Genomic DNA, 15,104 nt, shown 5'->3' with positions numbered 1-15,104 from the left:
CTCCCTCGTCGTTTGTTATGGTTCGCACGCACGCATCGTCGTGACATTGACACCCACCGGACGTCCCAAAATCTCAGACAATGTTTTGCAGTTGCCATCATGGCACAGCCGCCATTCGCCGGCAGCCCCGGAATTGCCCAGCACCACTTCCGGCATCGGCGCGCGCTTTGGCGCCCACTGAAACCAGCCGTCGACCAGCCGCGCTTCTGATGGAGGCTCCATGCCGGCGCCGGAGCCTTTGATGCGCGCCTGTGTTAGCTCCAGCCCCCGCGGGGTGACGCGCCAGTCTTCCTGCCAGTCGACCTTTTCGATCGAATGGGTCCACACCAGCGTGAAGGCCATAACCGACAGCGCCTTCACGACGCCGGCTGAAGCGAGGCAGAGGCTCAAGCCGCCGCCACCGCGCTGCGCGGGCGCTGCCGCCATTGCCAGAGCACGACGGCCGCAGAGAGCGCGAAGCCAATGGTACTGCTGAAGGCGAAGTCGCCGAGCAGGCACAGCGCCGCGACGAAAGCCACTGCGATTTCGAGCAGCGTCAGCCGCGTGAACAGGAAACCGATCGCGACAATGCCGAACAGGCCGATTGCGACCAGCGCCTTGAAGGTCGCGAGCGCCACCGCGCCGTAGAAGCCGAGCTTGACCGCCATCGGATCGCCGGCCTGCAGCATCAGCGCGGGCGAGTAGACGAAGATGAACGGAATGACGTAGCCCGCCAGCGCGATCCGCATCGCTTCCCAGCCGATCTTGTCCGGGTTCTCTTTCGCAATCGGCGCGGCGGCCAACGCCGCCAGCGCCACCGGCGGCGAGAGGTCGGCCATGATGCCGTAGTAGAACGCGAACATGTGGCTCGCGATCAGCGGCACGCCGAGTTTTGCCAATGCTGGTGCGGCCAATGCCGCGGTGATGATGTAGGTCGGAATCGTCGGGATGCCGGTGCCGAGCAGGATCGACAGCAGCATGGTCATGATCAGCGCCAGGAACAGGCTCTTGGCGCCAAGGCCGATGATCCAGCTTCCGAAGATGGTGCCGACACCGGTCTGCGTCATCATACCGATGATGGTGCCGACGATGGCGCAGGCCATGCCGACGGTCAGCGCCGACTTGGCGCTGTCGGCGAGCGAATCGCGGCACGCGGCGAGCGTGGCGCGACCACCGCGGGTGATCGCGGCAATCACGATCAAGCCGACCACGACGCCGGCGACCGGAACGATCTCGAGCCCGTTGCGCGAAACGGCAGCAACGACCAGCGCCAGGCCGATCCAGAAAATATAGCGCAACACCATGTTGGAGAAGCCGAGCACGATGCTGGCGCCGAGGATCAATGCTACCGTCAGCGCCAGCCCCATGCTGCCGGCATACAGCGGCGTAAAGCCTTCGAACAGCATGTAGACCAATGCCGCCAGCGGCAACACCAGGTACCAGCGGTTCACCAGCGCCTTCCACGCGCTCGGGATTTCCGAACGCTTCATGCCGACGAGGCCGTGCTTGCCGGCTTCCAGATGCACCATCCAGAACGCCGAGGCGAAATACAGGATAGCCGGGATAACCGCAGCCCTGACGATCTCGGAATACTGAACGCCGAGCGTCTCCGCCATGATGAAGGCGACCGCGCCCATCACAGGCGGCATGATCTGTCCGCCCATCGAAGCCGTGGCCTCGACGCCGGCAGCGAACGCACGGCGATAGCCGAACTTGATCATCAGCGGAATCGTGAACTGGCCGACCGTAACGACGTTGGCGACGCCGGAGCCGGAGATCGTTCCCATCATGCCCGAGGCGAATACCGCGACCTTGGCAGGTCCTCCGCGGGTGCGGCCGAACAGGCCGAGCGATACATCCGTGAACAACTGGATCATGCCGGCGCGCTCGAGGAATGCACCGAACAGGATGAACAGGAAGATGTAGGTCGCCGACACATAGATCGGCACGCCGTAGAATCCTTCGGTGCCGAACGAAAGATGCGTGATGACCTGATCGAAATCATAGCCGCGGTGGTTGAACGGGGCCGGCAGATACTGGCCGAAGAACCAGTACAGCAGGCAGGCGCCGCTCATCAGCGGCAGCGCCGCCCCCATCAGCCGTCGCGTGCCCTCGAACACCAGCACCGCCAGCAGGGTTCCGACCGCGAGGTCGATCCGCGTCGGATCGCCGTCGCGGGCAATCAGGTCGGCATAGAAAATCCACTGATACAGCCCGCACAGGAATCCGGCGGCGCCGATCAGCCAGCCCAGCGCGCGGCCGAAATCGTTCTTGGCGGTGAAGTTGCCGATCAGGCCGAAGCTCAACAGCAGCAGGAAGCCGACATGAACGCCGCGCACCACTTGGCTCGGCAGATAGTTGAAGGCCGCGACATAGAGCTGGAACGCGGCAAAGGCGATGCCGACCACATAGGCCAGATAGCCCCAGCCGCCCGGACCGAAGCCCGGTGGAAACCCGTGCTCGAAATTGTCGAATTCGACCTTGATCGGCTCTTCCGTGCCCTCAGCCTGCAACATGCCCGCCACCCCCGCCTTTGCCCGCGACGCTTATAGCACCGCGACAGCATCCCCCAACACGTCATGCGCGGGCTTGTCCCGCGCATCCACGTCTTAATCCTGTTGCTGGCTAAAGGACGTGGATGCCCGGGACAAGCCCGGGCATGACGATAGACTGCTAAGGCCCCTTACTTGATCAGGCCCTTTTCCTTGTAATAGCGGATCGCGCCGGGGTGCAGCGGAACCGGGCTGCCGGTCGCAGCCGTCTCCAGCTTGATCTCCTTGCCGGCCGCATGCGAATTCGCGAGCTCAGGCAGCGATTCGTAGACCAGCTTGGTCATCTGATAGGCCAGATCGTCGGAGACCGCCGAGCTGGTCACGAGATAGTTGACCACCGCCGCGGTCGGGACGTCCTTGTCCTGGCCAGTATAGGTATTGGCGGGGATCATGACAGACACGAAGGGCGGGCCGATCTTGTCGACGGTTGCCTTCGGAACCGACACCACCGTGATGTCGGTCGAGGTCGAAAGATCCTTCAGCGAGGCCACGCCGAGGCCGGCCGACTGCAGCGTCGCGTTGAGCTGGCGGTTCTTCATCAGGTCGACGGATTCGGCGAACGGCAGATATTCGACCTTGCCCATGTCCTTGTAGGTCATCCCAGCGGCGGCCAGGATCGCGCGCGAGTTGAGTTCGGTGCCGGACTTCGGCGCGCCGACCGAGAGGCTCTTGCCCTTCAGGTCCGCCAACGTCTTGATGCCGCTCTCGGCAGTGGCGACGATCTGGATGTAGTTCGGATAGATCGCGCCGATTGTGCGCAGCTTGTCCAGCTTCGACTTGAAGCCGGCCTCTTCGTCGCCTTCCCATGCCGCCTTGAGCGAGTCGCCGAGCGTGAACGCGATCTCGCCGCGGCCCTGCTGCAGCAGGATCAGGTTCTCGACCGACGCCTTGGTGGCCTGCACCTGCGTCTTCACGTTCGGAATCTTGTCGCCGTAGATCTTTCCGATGGCGACGCCGAGCGGGTAATATACGCCGGATGTGCCGCCGGTCAGCACGTTGATGAATGCTTGCGCCTGCGCGCCGGGCGCAGAAAATACCGCCGCCACCGCAACGGCGGCTGCAATGAGCTTCGAATTCATAAGTAGTGTTCTCCCCTAATTTCGCCGGGAAATTGGACGGACGGGAGAGCCCGGTCAACCCGTCCAAAGGACGCACGCGACGGCCAAATACGCAGGGCTCGGCTGCCTTCGGTAAGGGTGGCCGCCGCGCGGATTAACGAATACGGTCCGCCAAATTTTTCAAGGGAACCTTCAATGCGCTCGAATAACCTCCACCTCAATCGCCGCGCCGTGCTGACCGGCGCCGCAGCCCTCGGCGGTCTATCGCTGCTGCCGCGCCGGGCGCGTGCCGCCGACCCATGGCCGACGCGGCCGGTGAAACTCGTCGTGCCCTTCGCGGCCGGCGGCACCACCGATATTCTGGCGCGGGTCGTCGCGGCCAAGGTGTCCGAGGAATTCGGCCAGCAGTTCATCGTCGAAAACAAGACCGGCGCCGGTGGCAATATCGCTGCCGATTACGTCGCCAAGGCCGAACCCGATGGCTACACCTTCGTGGTGGGCACGCCGGGCACGCACGCCATCAACCAGTTCGTGTTCAAGAACATGACCTATGATCAGGCAAAAGATATCGCGCCGGTCATCATCATCGCGCGGGTGCCCAACCTGTTTTCGGTGACGAACGCGTTGCCGGTGAAGTCGGTCGCCGAATTCATCGCCTATGCCAAGTCGAAGCCCGGCGAATTGTTCTACGGCACGCCCGGGCTCGGCAGCACCGCGCATGTCTCGACCGAATTGTTCAAGTCGATGACCGGTGTCGAAATGACTCACGTGCCCTACAAGGGCTCGGCGCCGGCGCTGACCGACCTGATCGCGGGCCGCGTGCAACTGATGATCGACAATCTGCCGGCGGCGCAGCCATTCGCGGAATCGGGTTCGATCCGCCCCATTGCGGTCTCGTCCGCCAAGCGCTGGCCGGGCTTCCCGGACTTGCCGACCATCGCGGAAGCCGGCGTCCCTGGCTACGAGGCGTCGTCCTGGTTCACCATCGGCGCGCCGGCGAAGACCTCGAAGGAGATCATCGGCAAGCTCAACGCCAGCGTCGACAAGTTCCTCAAGACCGAGGACGGCATCGCGCGCCTGCGCAAGCTCGGCGCCGAGCCCGCGGGCGGATCGCCGGAGGACATGCAGGCCTATGTGCTCTCGGAAACCGAGAAATGGGGCAAGGTCGCCAAGTTCGCCGGCATCAAGCCGGAATGACCTAACCGAATTCGCGCAGCGCCTCGCCGCGGGCGATCAGTCGCTTCGCGTTGGAATAAGTCGGCACCTCGATCAGCGAACCCTCGTGTTCGGCGCGCGCGCCGCCTTGCGCCCGCGCGGCCTCGAACGCGGTCACGATGTCGCGGGCGCGGCGCATCTCGTTGTCGTCGGGCGTCAGCACGCCATTGACGATGGCGGCATGCGAGGGATCGACCAAGCTTTTCGCGGTGTAGCCGAGCCGGCGGGCCCAGCGCGTGTCGCGCTCGACACCCGGCGCGTCGCTCCAGGTGTAGGGACAATCGACCGCCACGACATTGGCGGCGCGGCATTCGACGATGAAGCGCTGCCGGCAATACGCCAGCTCAATGCCATCGGTATCGCGTTCGGCGCCGAGATCGGCCGCGAGGTCTTCCGAGGCGAGCAGACAGGCGGTGACGCGCTGGCTGACGGTAGCGATCGCGCTTGTCTGCACCAGTCCACGCGCGAATTCGATATTGGGGAGCAGCGCGGTCGAGCCTTCGGCAATGCCGTAGTCGCGCTCGAAGCGGGTTACCGCCGCATCGAGCTCTGCGACGTGACGGGGCTCGGCGACTTTCGGCAATGCCACGATATCGGGACGGCCGCGCATGACCGCGGCGAGATCTTCCATACCGTCCTGATCGAGCGGATTGACGCGCACCGCGACCACGCGGCCTGCTTCACGCCATGACGCATAGAGATCGGGCGCCAGCACCCGCGCCTTCGGCCGCAGGGACGGCGGCGTGAAGTCCTCGAGTTCGTGGATCAGGACATCGGCGCCGCTTGAGGCGGCGCGTTGCAGCACGGTCTCGTTGGCGCCTTCGAGGAACAGCCAGGAGCGACAGAGCTTTGCCGGCCTGATCTCGCGCATGGCGCCAATTCCGGCTTCAGTTCACAGCGATGCCGCTCACTCGAATTTCATGTCGACGCATTTCGAAATATCGGAACCGAGGCCGGAGGAGATGGTGATGCAGCCGCGCACCTTCAGCGCCGTGTTATCGCTGGCCCATATCGCATATCCGCCCGGACCGAAGAACGAATTGGTATTCGGCGCTTCGGTCTCGGTGGCGTCGAACGAATAGCTGGCGTCGCCTTCGAAGATGCGGGGCTTCTTGGTGCAGCCGCCGTCGGTCTGCACGTTGATGACTTCCTTGTTGTCCCGCGTCAGCGCCAGCGAAACCTGGCAGCGGAAATATTCCGACGTCTTCGTATTAAAGACATACGCATAGGACTTGCAGGTCGCGGTGTTGAGCTTGCCGGCGCTTAAGCCCCGGCTGCAGGCGATCCGCTGGTTGTTGGAGAGCTTGAAGTCGTCGGCCAGCGCCGGAGCGGACAACGTCAGAGGGGCCAGGGTCATGAACGACAGCACCGCACTAAAACCAATTTTCACGACGTGGCTCATCCGAATCATCCCCATGACATTCCCTGCAATGGATCGCTTGTAGCCGGAAATGGGAACATAGTCGCGAAGTCGAACGCGGGAAATCACAAAGTCCAGAAGGAAAGGCGATCGCGCAACGCGATGCGGCGAAGGTGGCATTGACGAATTAATGGCGTTCGTGATTTGTTCAAGGTGTTGGGGCACCAAATAATTGGGACACGGGCCGTTTCGGCCGCCGGGAGGATGACCATGACGCGATTTTCAACGAGGACCTTTTTGATGGCCGCCGCGCTAACCGGGCTGGCGACATCCACGCTGACGACGTCCGCGCGGGCACAAGCCGCCGCACCGACGCCCTGGGAGCTGAAGGCCGACATGGGCTATGGCTACGACAAGGACGGCAAGACGTTCTCCTACAAGATGGGCACCAACAATGCCGGTACGCTGCTGAAGGGCGCCAAGAAGGTGCCGAAGGGCACGCTGTTCTTCATCGGCCACAACGGCCAGCTCTACATGCGCACCGGCCCTTATCTCGAGGGCGACGGCAAGTTCATGTTCGGCACGAATTGAGCGGCGAGCGCTCGCGATGATCTTCGTAGGGTGGGCAAAGGCGCTTTTGCGCCGTGCCCACCATCTGCCTGCGCGGTTGAAAATGGTGGGCACGCTGAGCCTGTCATCGGGCGCGCATTCGCGCGACCCGTTGGCTTTGCCCACCCTACAAGATAGCTAAAACGCCGCCGCCAGTTCCTTCGCGCCGGGCTTGTTGCTGTTGGAGTCCATGCGCTCGTCGGTCACCGCCAGCAGCTTCGCCACCGTGTTGTGGCGGATCGCGACCGGATTGCGCTCGTAGCCGCCGCGCTGGAAGAAATTCGAGGTCGGCACCTGCTCGCGCATCGCCTGCGGCATCGTCACCATATCGAGTCCGGTGCCGTCGCCGGTCAGGTTCATCATTTCGAGTTCGGCGGCGGTCAGCGGGCGGTTGTAGCCCTTGGCGCGCGCGAAGATCACCGAGGTCAGAAGCTTGTGGGTCTGCAACATCGGCCCGACGTCGATATCCAGCACCATGGCGTGCACCGCCCAGCCCTGCGCCGTATTGGCGAGTTTTTCATGCGCCGACCAGTCGTCCGGCACGGTGAGCGTGAACGCCACCATCTTCTTCAGCACCGCGAGCTTGTGGTCCATCGCCTTGCGCGCCGGCCCCGACAACGAGGCCGCCTTCGCCGTCAATTCCTTGACGAACTCACGGCCCTGTTCTGCCATCAACTCGACGCTGTTGGTGGTGAGCAGCTGGTTGTAGCCCATCGCGGTGGAGATGGCGCGCTTGCCGCCATGCTCGATGCCGGCCTGGACGTCGTAATTGCCGGTGCCGCCGGTCTCGAACGAATAGACCCGCACCGCCTGCTCGCGCGTCAGGCCCGAGGCCAGCGCGTAGCGGGCATAGGCGCGCTTGAATTCCATTTCGCTGGCGGGGCGTTGCGGCGTGAACTGGAACTCCTGAGCCGCCGCCTGCAGCAGATCAGACACCACGGGAATCGCCTTGCGCTCGCGCGGCTTGCCGTCGTCCTGCGGTTCCGGATCGATCGGCCGCTTCGGCCCGGTATAGAGCGGCGGGTGGGTCAGCACGTAATCGTCGAGCGTGATCTGTTGGCGATCGCGCCGCTTGGCGTTGCGGCCGCGCCGCTTCTCGGTGATCGAAGCCCAATAGGGACCGGCCACCTCCTCGAACTCGGCGCGGGCAGCCTGATATTCCCCGAGCTTGCGGCGATACTCGGCGATGGCCTGCGGCGATGCCCCTTGCGCCATCGCATCGGCGGTCGAGGCGGACAACGGCTCGGTCGCCACAGCCTGCGGCGCGCCCAGCAGCGCGAGCGCGACAATTCCAAAGCCCAAGCGAATCAATGGCTGATGCATCGCTCCGTTGTAGCAAGCGCGCGCGTGATGTCAGCCCCCAAGAGGTCATTCCCTATTTCCACGCAAACACCGGCTGCTCCAGCTCGGCCACCCGGGTATCGCGGCCGGCCAGCATTTCGCGGAATTGATAGATCAGCGCCGCGGTCGGCGCGTGGATGTGCTGGCCGTCGAGGCGGAAGCGGATCACGCGCCGTGTGCTTTCGGGGATTTTTGTGAAGGAGAACGCGTCGTCGCGTTCGATCTGCTCCAGGCCAATGTGGTGCACCGACTCGACCTCATCGGGGTTCGGAGCGATTGCGGCGCGCGTGCTCACCCAGACCACGACCGGCGTGATCAGATAGCCGGACCGGGTCGGATAATCGTCGAGCAGGCCCAGCACGTCGCCCTCCCCCAGTTCGACGCCGAGCTCTTCATGCAGCTCGCGCAATGCGGCCTGCGCCTGCGTCTCGCCGGGGTCGCAGCGGCCGCCCGGCAGCGCCCATTGCGCCGAATGCGCGCGCAGACTTGCCGCCCGTCGCGTCAGCAGGAACGCGGTCCCCGCCCCCCGCTCGGCCTGCGTGAGCGCGATCGCGACCGCGGCCCGCTTCAGCGACGGCGCGGCGCCGCCAGGCTGCTCGCGCCTGAACGCGGCGCAGAGCTCTGCGATATTCCGCCGGGTGGTATCGTCAAATGACCTGACCATCCCGCTTGACTACAACACACGCGCGACCGATGAAATGACCCCGACAGCATGACAGCCCGCCAGACCAACGGAAATCACGACATGACCAGCAAGGCCGCGGACAAACTCAAATCCGACGGCTGGAAGATCGTCGAAACCAGCGGTTTCCTGCATCTGATCGGCCCGTTGTGGGAACGCCTGGTCGACAGCGAGCACGAATACGCGCTGCAGACCGAGGACAAGCACCATAACCGCCGCGGCCTGGTGCAGGGCGGCGTGCTGATGACGTTTGCGGACCGCAGCTGCGGCATGACCGCGCGCTACGTCTCCGGCAAGCCGACTTTGGCGACGGTGCAGCTCGATGTGCACTTTGTCGAGTCCGGCAAGATCGGCGAACTCCTGGTGTCGCGGCCACACGTAGTGCGCTCCACCCGCAGCCTGATTTTCATCACTACCGAAGTCACGGTCGACAAGCGCGTCATCGCGATGGCGAGCGGTGTGTTCAAGATCTTGAAGAATGATAGTTGAGGGAGACGCCGCCCCCGTCATTGCGAGGAGCGAAGCGACGAAGCAATCCATTTTTTCTTGATGTGGCGAGATGGATTGCTTCGCTTCGCTCGCAATGACGGCCACTAAGGTTCGTGCCGCAAACAAAAGAGGACCCACCCCATGCAATATCGCAACCTCGGCCGCAGCGGCCTGAAGATTTCGCCGATCTGTCTGGGCACCATGATGTTCGGCGGGCCGACCGACGAGGCGACGTCGTCGCGGATTGTGGCGAAGGCGCGCGAGGCCGGCGTCAATTTCATCGACAGCGCCGACGCCTATAATGGCGGCAACTCCGAGAAGGTGGTCGGCCGCGCCATCGCGAATGTCAGGCAGAACTGGATTCTCGCCACCAAACTCGCCAACCAGATCGGCGGCGATCCCAACCATGGCGGGCTGTCGCGGCGCTGGGTGCTGCAGGCGGCGGAAGACAGCCTGAAGCGGCTCGGCACCGACTTCATCGACATCTATTACCTGCACAAGGAAGACCATGCGACGCCGCTCGAAGAGACGGTGCGGGCGATCGGCGATTTGATACGGCAGGGCAAGATCCGCTACTTCGGCGTCTCGAACTACCGCGCCTGGCGCGTCGCTGAGATCTGCAATCTCTGTGACGCGAACGGCATCGACCGCCCGATCGTCAGCCAGCCCTATTACAACGCGATGAACCGCATGTCCGAGGTCGAGCACTTTCCGGCCTGCGGCTATTACGGCCTCGGCATCGTGCCCTATTCGCCGCTGGCGCGCGGCGTGCTGACCGGCAAATACGCGCCTGACGCCGCGCCCGACAAGGACAGCCGCGCCGGCCGCGCCGACAAGCGCATGATGCAGACCGAGTGGCGCCCGGAATCGCTGCAGCTCGCGCAGGAGATCAAGCAGCACGCCGAAGCGCGCGGCATCACCGCCGGACAATTCGCGGTGTCGTGGGTGCTGAACTCGTCGTTCGTCACCGGCGTGATCGCGGGACCTCGCACCGAGGAGCAGTGGGACGATTATGTGAAAGCGCTCGACTATCGCTTCACCGCGGAAGATGAAGCGCTGATCGACCGGCTGGTGGTGAGCGGGCATCCGTCGACGCCGGGGTTCAACGATCCCGGCTATCCGATCGAGGGACGCCGGGCGCGGACGGGGTGATTGCACAATAAGCACCGCTGTCTCTTCTCCCTCCCTCTCCCGCTTGCGGGGGAGGGCTGGGGTGGGGGTGCCTCAGCGAGGCAGCTTGTCGTGTGGATAGAGCTTCCCCCACCCGCCCCGCGCTACGCGCGGGTCGACCTCCCCCGCAAGCGGGAGAGGTAAGTGAGAGCGGCACTCCCGTCTGCCGGGAACAATGTCCTGAATGGGCCGTTGAATTCCTGGCGCGCGGCGAATACAGCCGTTGGCGCCGTGGAGAATTCCCATGGAAATGATCCTGCTTATTGTCGTCGTGGTGCTGCTGTTCGGTGGCGGTGGCTATTGGGGTCGCCGTCGCGGTCACTGGTGAAAACACCTGTGATCGATTTTCCGAACCACAGCCGCTCCTATGACGTCACCCGCCGCGCGGTGCGGTTCTGGGGACACGACAGCGCGATCGAGGCGTCGTTCTATGTCAATGCGGCGGCGCTGGCGCGAATCCAGCCCGGCGCGCAACTCGATGAACCGGGTTGCCTCCGTGCCTTCGACGCCAATCGCGACAGAATATGCGCCGCAGCCGCGAAGGTTTACGTGCGCGGAAGCCGCGGATCGTACGATCTCGGCGTCGCCAACTTCTGACGCGGTGCGTCCGCGATCGACGTCATTCGATTCAACTGTCAAACAGCCCTCAGTGCCGTAGGGTGGGTTAGCGAAGCGTAACCCACCAACTTTCTTTGCGGACATCGGTCGGTTACGCCTTCGGCTAACCCACCCTACAAACGCGACTTCGCCTTCTCGCGGCGCGATGCGCCCGGAGTTATGCAAGAAAAACCTCACCCTCTCAATTCAGAGGGCGCAGGGAAGACCGGGTGCGCGCCGCACCCGCGGTCTCGTACGCGATAGTTGCAACAAGATTTGCGCACGAGCATACAGGTTTGGCGGAAGCCTCCGGCCTTCCCTGCGCAATGGCTTTACGGCTTATACGAGATCGTCCTGGTGACCCTGCTTTTTGTGACACCATCGCTCTCGGGCAGCGTTGGCTGCCTTCGAACTTGACGCCTGCATCGGGGCGTCGGACCCAAACGATTTCACCGTACGCAAGTGCCGCGCTCGTCAGTCGCTGCCTTACGTCCACCGCTCCCTGCCCCTCGTTTGCGACGACGGCCGACGCGCCCCTCTGGCGGGACAGGATGGCGGGAGTCCTAAATCTGATTTGCCCGACGGCTCAACGGAAATATTTTTATCCGAAGGGCTGGACAGACTTTTGGTGATTTGCCCGTCGGGCCATTTTGTCGCAGGTGCTCGCTCAACATCGTTCTTGCGCGAGGGAGCGACTCGGTGGCCGAACTTCGTAGGGTGGGTTAGCGAAGCGTAACCCACCACGGTCTTGCCGCGGCGAACGAGAGCGGTGGGTTACGGCTTCGCCTAACCCACCCTACGAACTGTCGCTTACCGCACCATCGCCCCGTAGACGATGTCCTGCACCTGCTCGCGATAATACTTCCGCATTTCGCCGGGCGCGGCGGTTCCGACCACCACAACGAGACGCTCCTTCGGATCGCAGAAGAACTGCGTGCCGTAGGCGCCGTTCCAGGTGAATTCGCCGGGATTGCCCGGCACGGACGACAGGCCCTCGCTGGTGCGCACCGCGACGCCGAGGCCGAAACCGAAGCCCGCGCGATGCGGCTCGATGTTGGCGACGTTGTTCTTGATCTCGGGACCTAAGTGATTGGAGGTCATGTGGTGCACGGTCTTGGGGCCGAGGATGCGCTTGCCGTCGAGTTCGCCGCCGTTGAGCAGCATCTGCCCGAAGCGGATGTAGTCGCCGACGGTCGCAAACGAGCAGGCGCCGCCACAGTCGAATTTGGTCGGCGCGTCCAGCAGCTTGATGGCTTGCGGCTTGCCGGTCAGCGGATCGTTGGCAAAGGGACGGGCGAGACGGGTGCGTTGCGCGTCCGAGGGATGGAACGTGGCGTCGGTCATGCCGAGCGGCTGCCAGACATTCGCAGCCAGATATTCGCCGAGCCGCTGCTCGCTGACCTTCTCGACGACGGCGCCGAGCACGTCGATCGAAAAGCCGTATTCGAACTCGGTCGACGGCTGGTGCGCCAGCGGCAGCTTGGTGATGCGATCGATGAAAGCCTGGGTGTCGCCCTCCAGCGCCGGCGCGGTGCCGTCCGGATAGAGCCGCGCCACCGCGCTCGAACTGTCGGGCCGCCCGCCATACATCAGGCCGGAGGTGTGGCGATAGAGGTCGTGGATCGCGATCGGCGAGGCCTGCGGATCCATCTTCAGCGCCCCGTCGCCTTGCGTGCTGCCGACCATCATGTTGGCGAAGCCAGGATAATAGTCCGAAAGCTTGGCCTGCAGCGGCAACCTGCCCTGCTCCATCAGCGTGAGACCTGCGACCGCCGCCATCGGCTTGGTCATCGACGCCAGCGCGAAGATCGCATCTGTTGGCATCGGCGTGCCCTTGGCGGCATCGAGCTGGCCGTAGGCCTTGTAGTGCACCAGCTTGCCGTCGCGGGCGATCGCGACCACCGCACCAGGCACGCGCTTCGCCGCGATCTCGCGGGCGAAGAAATCATCCATCCGCGCCAGCCCCGCCTGCGAGAATCCGACCTCGTCGGGTTTCGCTTCGGGCAGCGGCCCGGCATGTGCCACATCGAAAGTCACGGCGAAAGCAAGGCCTGCGGCGAGAGCCGCGGCAATTGGCGTCTTCATGGGATCCTCCCCGGGCGCGGATCGCGCCCGCGCGATTGTTATTATGGGATTTATGCGCCCGCCGACTTTATGCTTAAATGCCTGATGGTCAACGGAGTCAGCAAATGCCCGGATGTAACAAGCTTGCGACGATCGCGTTCATCGCCTCGGCGATGCTGGCCCCCTCGGCTCACGCGCGCAGGCCGCGCAATGCGGCAACGGCCCGGGCGGCTTCGAGGCCTGGAAGAGCGAATTCGCCCGCGAGGCCAGCGCCAAGGGCGTCGGCGCGACGGCGACATCAGCGCTGATGCAAACCAGTTACGCGAGCGCGACCATCAACGCCGATCGCGGCCAGCGCAGTTTTGGTCTCTCGCTCGATCAGTTCCTCGCCAAGCGCGGCGCCTCGACCATCGTCGCGCGCGGCCGTTCGCTGAAGCAATCGCAGGCAGCATTGTTCGCCTCGATCCAGGCGCGCTACGGCGTGCCGCCGGGACCGCTGATTGCGATCTGGGGCATGGAGAGCGGCTTCGGCAGCCAGCGCGGCAACCAGAACATGCTGTCGTCGATCGCGACCCTGGCCTACGACTGCCGCCGCCCGGAATTCTTCACCGAGCAACTCTACGCCGCGCTGAAACTGATCGATCGCGGCACGCTGTCCGGCGCCACCCGCGGCTCGATGCACGGCGAAGTCGGCCAGACCCAGTTCATGCCGAAAAACATTCTGGCCTACGGCACCGGCAACCTCGATGTCGCCGCCAACGCGCTGAACTCGACCGCCAACTTCCTCCGCGCCCACGGCTGGCGCGCCGGCGCCGGCTATCAGCCGGGCGAACCGAACTTTGCGGCGATCGAAGCCTGGAATGCGGCGGGGGTTTATCAGAAGGCGATCGCGCTGATGGGACGGCAGATCGATGGGGGGCAGTGAGGGACGTCAGCACGCGCCCGCCTGCTTCAGGTCGCGCCAGGCCCCGGCCGCGGCATTTCCGAGCTTTTCCCGTTGGCGGCGATAGCCCGGCGGGCGCTTGGCCCGTTTGTCTGCCGATGGCGACAGCCTGGCAAAACGCCTGAGGTCGCGCAGATCGCCCAACGTGCGCTGCAGCCGTTTTGCCGCACGGTGCATATGACGAAGCTCGGCACGGCTGCGCATCGCAACGATATCCGTCAACGCTTCCAGCATATAGCGGAAGCGCTTGGCCCTGATCCGGAGGTGATGACGGCGCGCGGTGTTCAAGCTCGCAAGATCCTTTCCCTTGCGGATCAACCGCTCGCGCCAGCGATTGAGTTCGCGCCCGCAATAGGCTTGCAGCGGCTCAGCGTCGCCGCGGCGGGCGGCCGCTTCCCAGCGCGCCAGCCACGGCCCCTGCCGGGTCCAGACCGCCAGCGCATCGATCAGGCGCCGGGCGCGGGCCGAGCGCAGGCAGCGCACCAGCCGCCGATGATCCTGCGTCCGTCGCCGATCGAGATCCGCACCGATGACGCGACCGGCCCAAGCCCGATAGCGCCTGCGGCGTGCATACTCCACCATCACATCGCTGTCGCGCGCGGCGCCGAGCGAGACGTTGAGCCAGGCGATTTCCTGTTTCAGGCGGAGCCATTCCGCGTCGGCGGCAATCGGCGCGAAGAACGACACCGTAGCGCGCAACCGGGTGATGGCGACGCGGATCAGGTGCACGGCCTCGGCATCGCCGGCACACGCGCTGCCGTGATGCGCCTTGATGCTGGCAACGCAATCCTGCGCGATCTTCTGAAAGACGGTCGCACAATCGGGGCGGGCCACCGCGACGGCCTTGCGCCGGCCGGATGCTTTGGCTTTATCGGCCTGCGTCATCGGCCCACGCCCAATGCGAGACCGGACACGCCGGCTGACGATGACGTCGCCATGGCTGCAGCCCTGCGGCGCCGATGATCTGCGCCACGCGCCATCCGGTCGGGACCCTGGGGTGCATCTCGTCCGCCATCCTCATGCCAGCGTGCACAGCCTAGCCGGA

At 64.4% G+C, this 15,104-nt stretch carries 14 protein-coding genes and 1 pseudogene; 6 read left to right on the top strand and 9 right to left on the bottom strand.

The genetic code is table 11. From position 1 onward, the window contains the following. Positions 1 to 15: 15 nt before the first annotated feature. The 3 genes from BLS26_RS22030 to BLS26_RS22020 all read right to left on the bottom strand — a co-directional run bounded on the left by BLS26_RS22030 (position 16) and on the right by BLS26_RS22020 (position 3,610). Positions 16 to 426 (bottom strand): DUF1850 domain-containing protein, encoded by a 411-nt coding sequence (locus BLS26_RS22030; protein WP_092514611.1) that lies wholly within the window; start codon positions 424 to 426, stop codon positions 16 to 18. After that, complete coding sequence (locus BLS26_RS22025) at positions 387 to 2,495, bottom strand: TRAP transporter permease (RefSeq protein WP_092514609.1); 2,109 nt, start codon at positions 2,493 to 2,495, stop codon at positions 387 to 389. Before BLS26_RS22025 ends, BLS26_RS22030 begins: the two co-directional genes overlap by 40 nt. Positions 2,496 to 2,662: 167 nt before the next feature. Continuing rightward, a complete protein-coding gene (locus BLS26_RS22020) occupies positions 2,663 to 3,610 on the bottom strand; it encodes a TAXI family TRAP transporter solute-binding subunit (RefSeq protein ID WP_092514607.1) in 948 nt (315 codons plus the stop codon). A 174-nt stretch (positions 3,611 to 3,784) separates the two neighbouring features. On the opposite strand from BLS26_RS22020, the gene BLS26_RS22015 reads away from it, so the two are divergent. Then, positions 3,785 to 4,786 carry a tripartite tricarboxylate transporter substrate binding protein gene (locus BLS26_RS22015; protein ID WP_092514605.1) on the top strand — a complete coding sequence of 334 codons (1,002 nt, stop codon included), beginning with the start codon at positions 3,785 to 3,787 and terminating at the stop codon, positions 4,784 to 4,786. Position 4,787: 1 nt separating this feature from the next. Here BLS26_RS22015 and BLS26_RS22010 read toward each other — a convergent pair whose 3' ends face one another. Together BLS26_RS22010 and BLS26_RS22005 are read right to left on the bottom strand one after the other, a co-directional pair. Next, positions 4,788 to 5,675, bottom strand: a complete 888-nt coding sequence (locus BLS26_RS22010) for a CoA ester lyase (protein ID WP_092514603.1) — start codon at positions 5,673 to 5,675, stop codon at positions 4,788 to 4,790. Between the two features lie 36 nt (positions 5,676 to 5,711). Beyond that, entirely contained in the window at positions 5,712 to 6,206 is a 495-nt protein-coding gene (locus BLS26_RS22005) for a hypothetical protein (protein WP_092518364.1), read from the bottom strand. Positions 6,207 to 6,434: 228 nt separating this feature from the next. Between BLS26_RS22005 and BLS26_RS22000 the strand changes: the two genes are divergently transcribed. Next, positions 6,435 to 6,755 (top strand): hypothetical protein, encoded by a 321-nt coding sequence (locus tag BLS26_RS22000; RefSeq protein ID WP_092518363.1) that lies wholly within the window; start codon positions 6,435 to 6,437, stop codon positions 6,753 to 6,755. Positions 6,756 to 6,911: 156 nt separating this feature from the next. On the opposite strand, the gene BLS26_RS21995 is transcribed toward BLS26_RS22000, so the two are convergent. Both BLS26_RS21995 and BLS26_RS21990 read right to left on the bottom strand, forming a co-directional pair. Next, the gene (locus BLS26_RS21995) at positions 6,912 to 8,096 is read right to left on the bottom strand and encodes a hypothetical protein (RefSeq protein ID WP_092514601.1); all 1,185 of its coding nucleotides are present in this window, start codon (positions 8,094 to 8,096) and stop codon (positions 6,912 to 6,914) included. Between the two features lie 52 nt (positions 8,097 to 8,148). Next, on the bottom strand, positions 8,149 to 8,778 hold the full coding sequence (locus tag BLS26_RS21990; protein ID WP_092514599.1) for a CoA pyrophosphatase: 630 nt from the start codon (positions 8,776 to 8,778) through the stop codon (positions 8,149 to 8,151). A gap of 81 nt (positions 8,779 to 8,859) precedes the next feature. Here BLS26_RS21990 and BLS26_RS21985 point away from each other — a divergent pair, with 81 nt between their 5' ends. The 3 genes from BLS26_RS21985 (at position 8,860) to BLS26_RS21975 (ending at position 11,052) form a co-directional block, all read left to right on the top strand. Next, positions 8,860 to 9,285: a PaaI family thioesterase gene (locus BLS26_RS21985; RefSeq protein ID WP_092518362.1), complete on the top strand. Its 426-nt coding sequence runs from the start codon at positions 8,860 to 8,862 to the stop codon at positions 9,283 to 9,285. A 141-nt stretch (positions 9,286 to 9,426) separates the two neighbouring features. Continuing rightward, on the top strand, positions 9,427 to 10,437 hold the full coding sequence (locus BLS26_RS21980; RefSeq protein ID WP_092514597.1) for an aldo/keto reductase: 1,011 nt from the start codon (positions 9,427 to 9,429) through the stop codon (positions 10,435 to 10,437). A 354-nt stretch (positions 10,438 to 10,791) separates the two neighbouring features. Next, positions 10,792 to 11,052, top strand: coding sequence for a DUF1488 domain-containing protein (locus BLS26_RS21975; RefSeq protein ID WP_092514595.1), 261 nt, complete (start codon positions 10,792 to 10,794; stop codon positions 11,050 to 11,052). An 810-nt stretch (positions 11,053 to 11,862) separates the two neighbouring features. Here BLS26_RS21975 and BLS26_RS21970 read toward each other — a convergent pair. Continuing rightward, a complete protein-coding gene (locus BLS26_RS21970; RefSeq protein ID WP_092514593.1) occupies positions 11,863 to 13,137 on the bottom strand; it encodes a serine hydrolase in 1,275 nt (424 codons plus the stop codon). A 169-nt stretch (positions 13,138 to 13,306) separates the two neighbouring features. Between BLS26_RS21970 and BLS26_RS21965 the strand changes: the two are divergent. After that, a pseudogene (locus BLS26_RS21965) lies at positions 13,307 to 14,041 on the top strand (lytic transglycosylase domain-containing protein); the annotation flags it as partial. Between the two features lie 6 nt (positions 14,042 to 14,047). On the opposite strand, the gene BLS26_RS21960 reads toward BLS26_RS21965, so the two are convergent. After that, positions 14,048 to 14,944, bottom strand: coding sequence for a CHAD domain-containing protein (locus BLS26_RS21960; protein ID WP_092514591.1), 897 nt, complete (start codon positions 14,942 to 14,944; stop codon positions 14,048 to 14,050). Between the last annotated feature and the right edge of the window lie 160 nt (positions 14,945 to 15,104).

Origin of the sequence: Afipia sp. GAS231, from assembly GCF_900103365.1 — a bacterium.
Lineage (GTDB): Bacteria > Pseudomonadota > Alphaproteobacteria > Rhizobiales > Xanthobacteraceae > Bradyrhizobium.
This window is presented reverse-complemented; position numbering and strand designations above follow the sequence as displayed.

What these genes read in the sequence shown, in the direction of transcription:
- BLS26_RS22020 (WP_092514607.1), bottom strand. Translation starts at nt 3,610, where the DNA reads ATGAATTCGAAGCTCATTGCAGCCGCCGTTGCGGTGGCGGCGGTATTT.
- BLS26_RS22005 (WP_092518364.1), bottom strand. Translation starts at nt 6,206, where the DNA reads ATGAGCCACGTCGTGAAAATTGGTTTTAGTGCGGTGCTGTCGTTCATG.
- BLS26_RS22030 (WP_092514611.1), bottom strand. Translation starts at nt 426, where the DNA reads ATGGCGGCAGCGCCCGCGCAGCGCGGTGGCGGCGGCTTGAGCCTCTGC.
- BLS26_RS21985 (WP_092518362.1), top strand. Translation starts at nt 8,860, where the DNA reads ATGACCAGCAAGGCCGCGGACAAACTCAAATCCGACGGCTGGAAGATC.
- BLS26_RS21980 (WP_092514597.1), top strand. Translation starts at nt 9,427, where the DNA reads ATGCAATATCGCAACCTCGGCCGCAGCGGCCTGAAGATTTCGCCGATC.
- BLS26_RS21960 (WP_092514591.1), bottom strand. Translation starts at nt 14,944, where the DNA reads ATGACGCAGGCCGATAAAGCCAAAGCATCCGGCCGGCGCAAGGCCGTC.
- BLS26_RS21970 (WP_092514593.1), bottom strand. Translation starts at nt 13,137, where the DNA reads ATGAAGACGCCAATTGCCGCGGCTCTCGCCGCAGGCCTTGCTTTCGCC.
- BLS26_RS21990 (WP_092514599.1), bottom strand. Translation starts at nt 8,778, where the DNA reads ATGGTCAGGTCATTTGACGATACCACCCGGCGGAATATCGCAGAGCTC.
- BLS26_RS22025 (WP_092514609.1), bottom strand. Translation starts at nt 2,495, where the DNA reads ATGTTGCAGGCTGAGGGCACGGAAGAGCCGATCAAGGTCGAATTCGAC.
- BLS26_RS22000 (WP_092518363.1), top strand. Translation starts at nt 6,435, where the DNA reads ATGACGCGATTTTCAACGAGGACCTTTTTGATGGCCGCCGCGCTAACC.
- BLS26_RS21995 (WP_092514601.1), bottom strand. Translation starts at nt 8,096, where the DNA reads ATGCATCAGCCATTGATTCGCTTGGGCTTTGGAATTGTCGCGCTCGCG.
- BLS26_RS22015 (WP_092514605.1), top strand. Translation starts at nt 3,785, where the DNA reads ATGCGCTCGAATAACCTCCACCTCAATCGCCGCGCCGTGCTGACCGGC.
- BLS26_RS22010 (WP_092514603.1), bottom strand. Translation starts at nt 5,675, where the DNA reads ATGCGCGAGATCAGGCCGGCAAAGCTCTGTCGCTCCTGGCTGTTCCTC.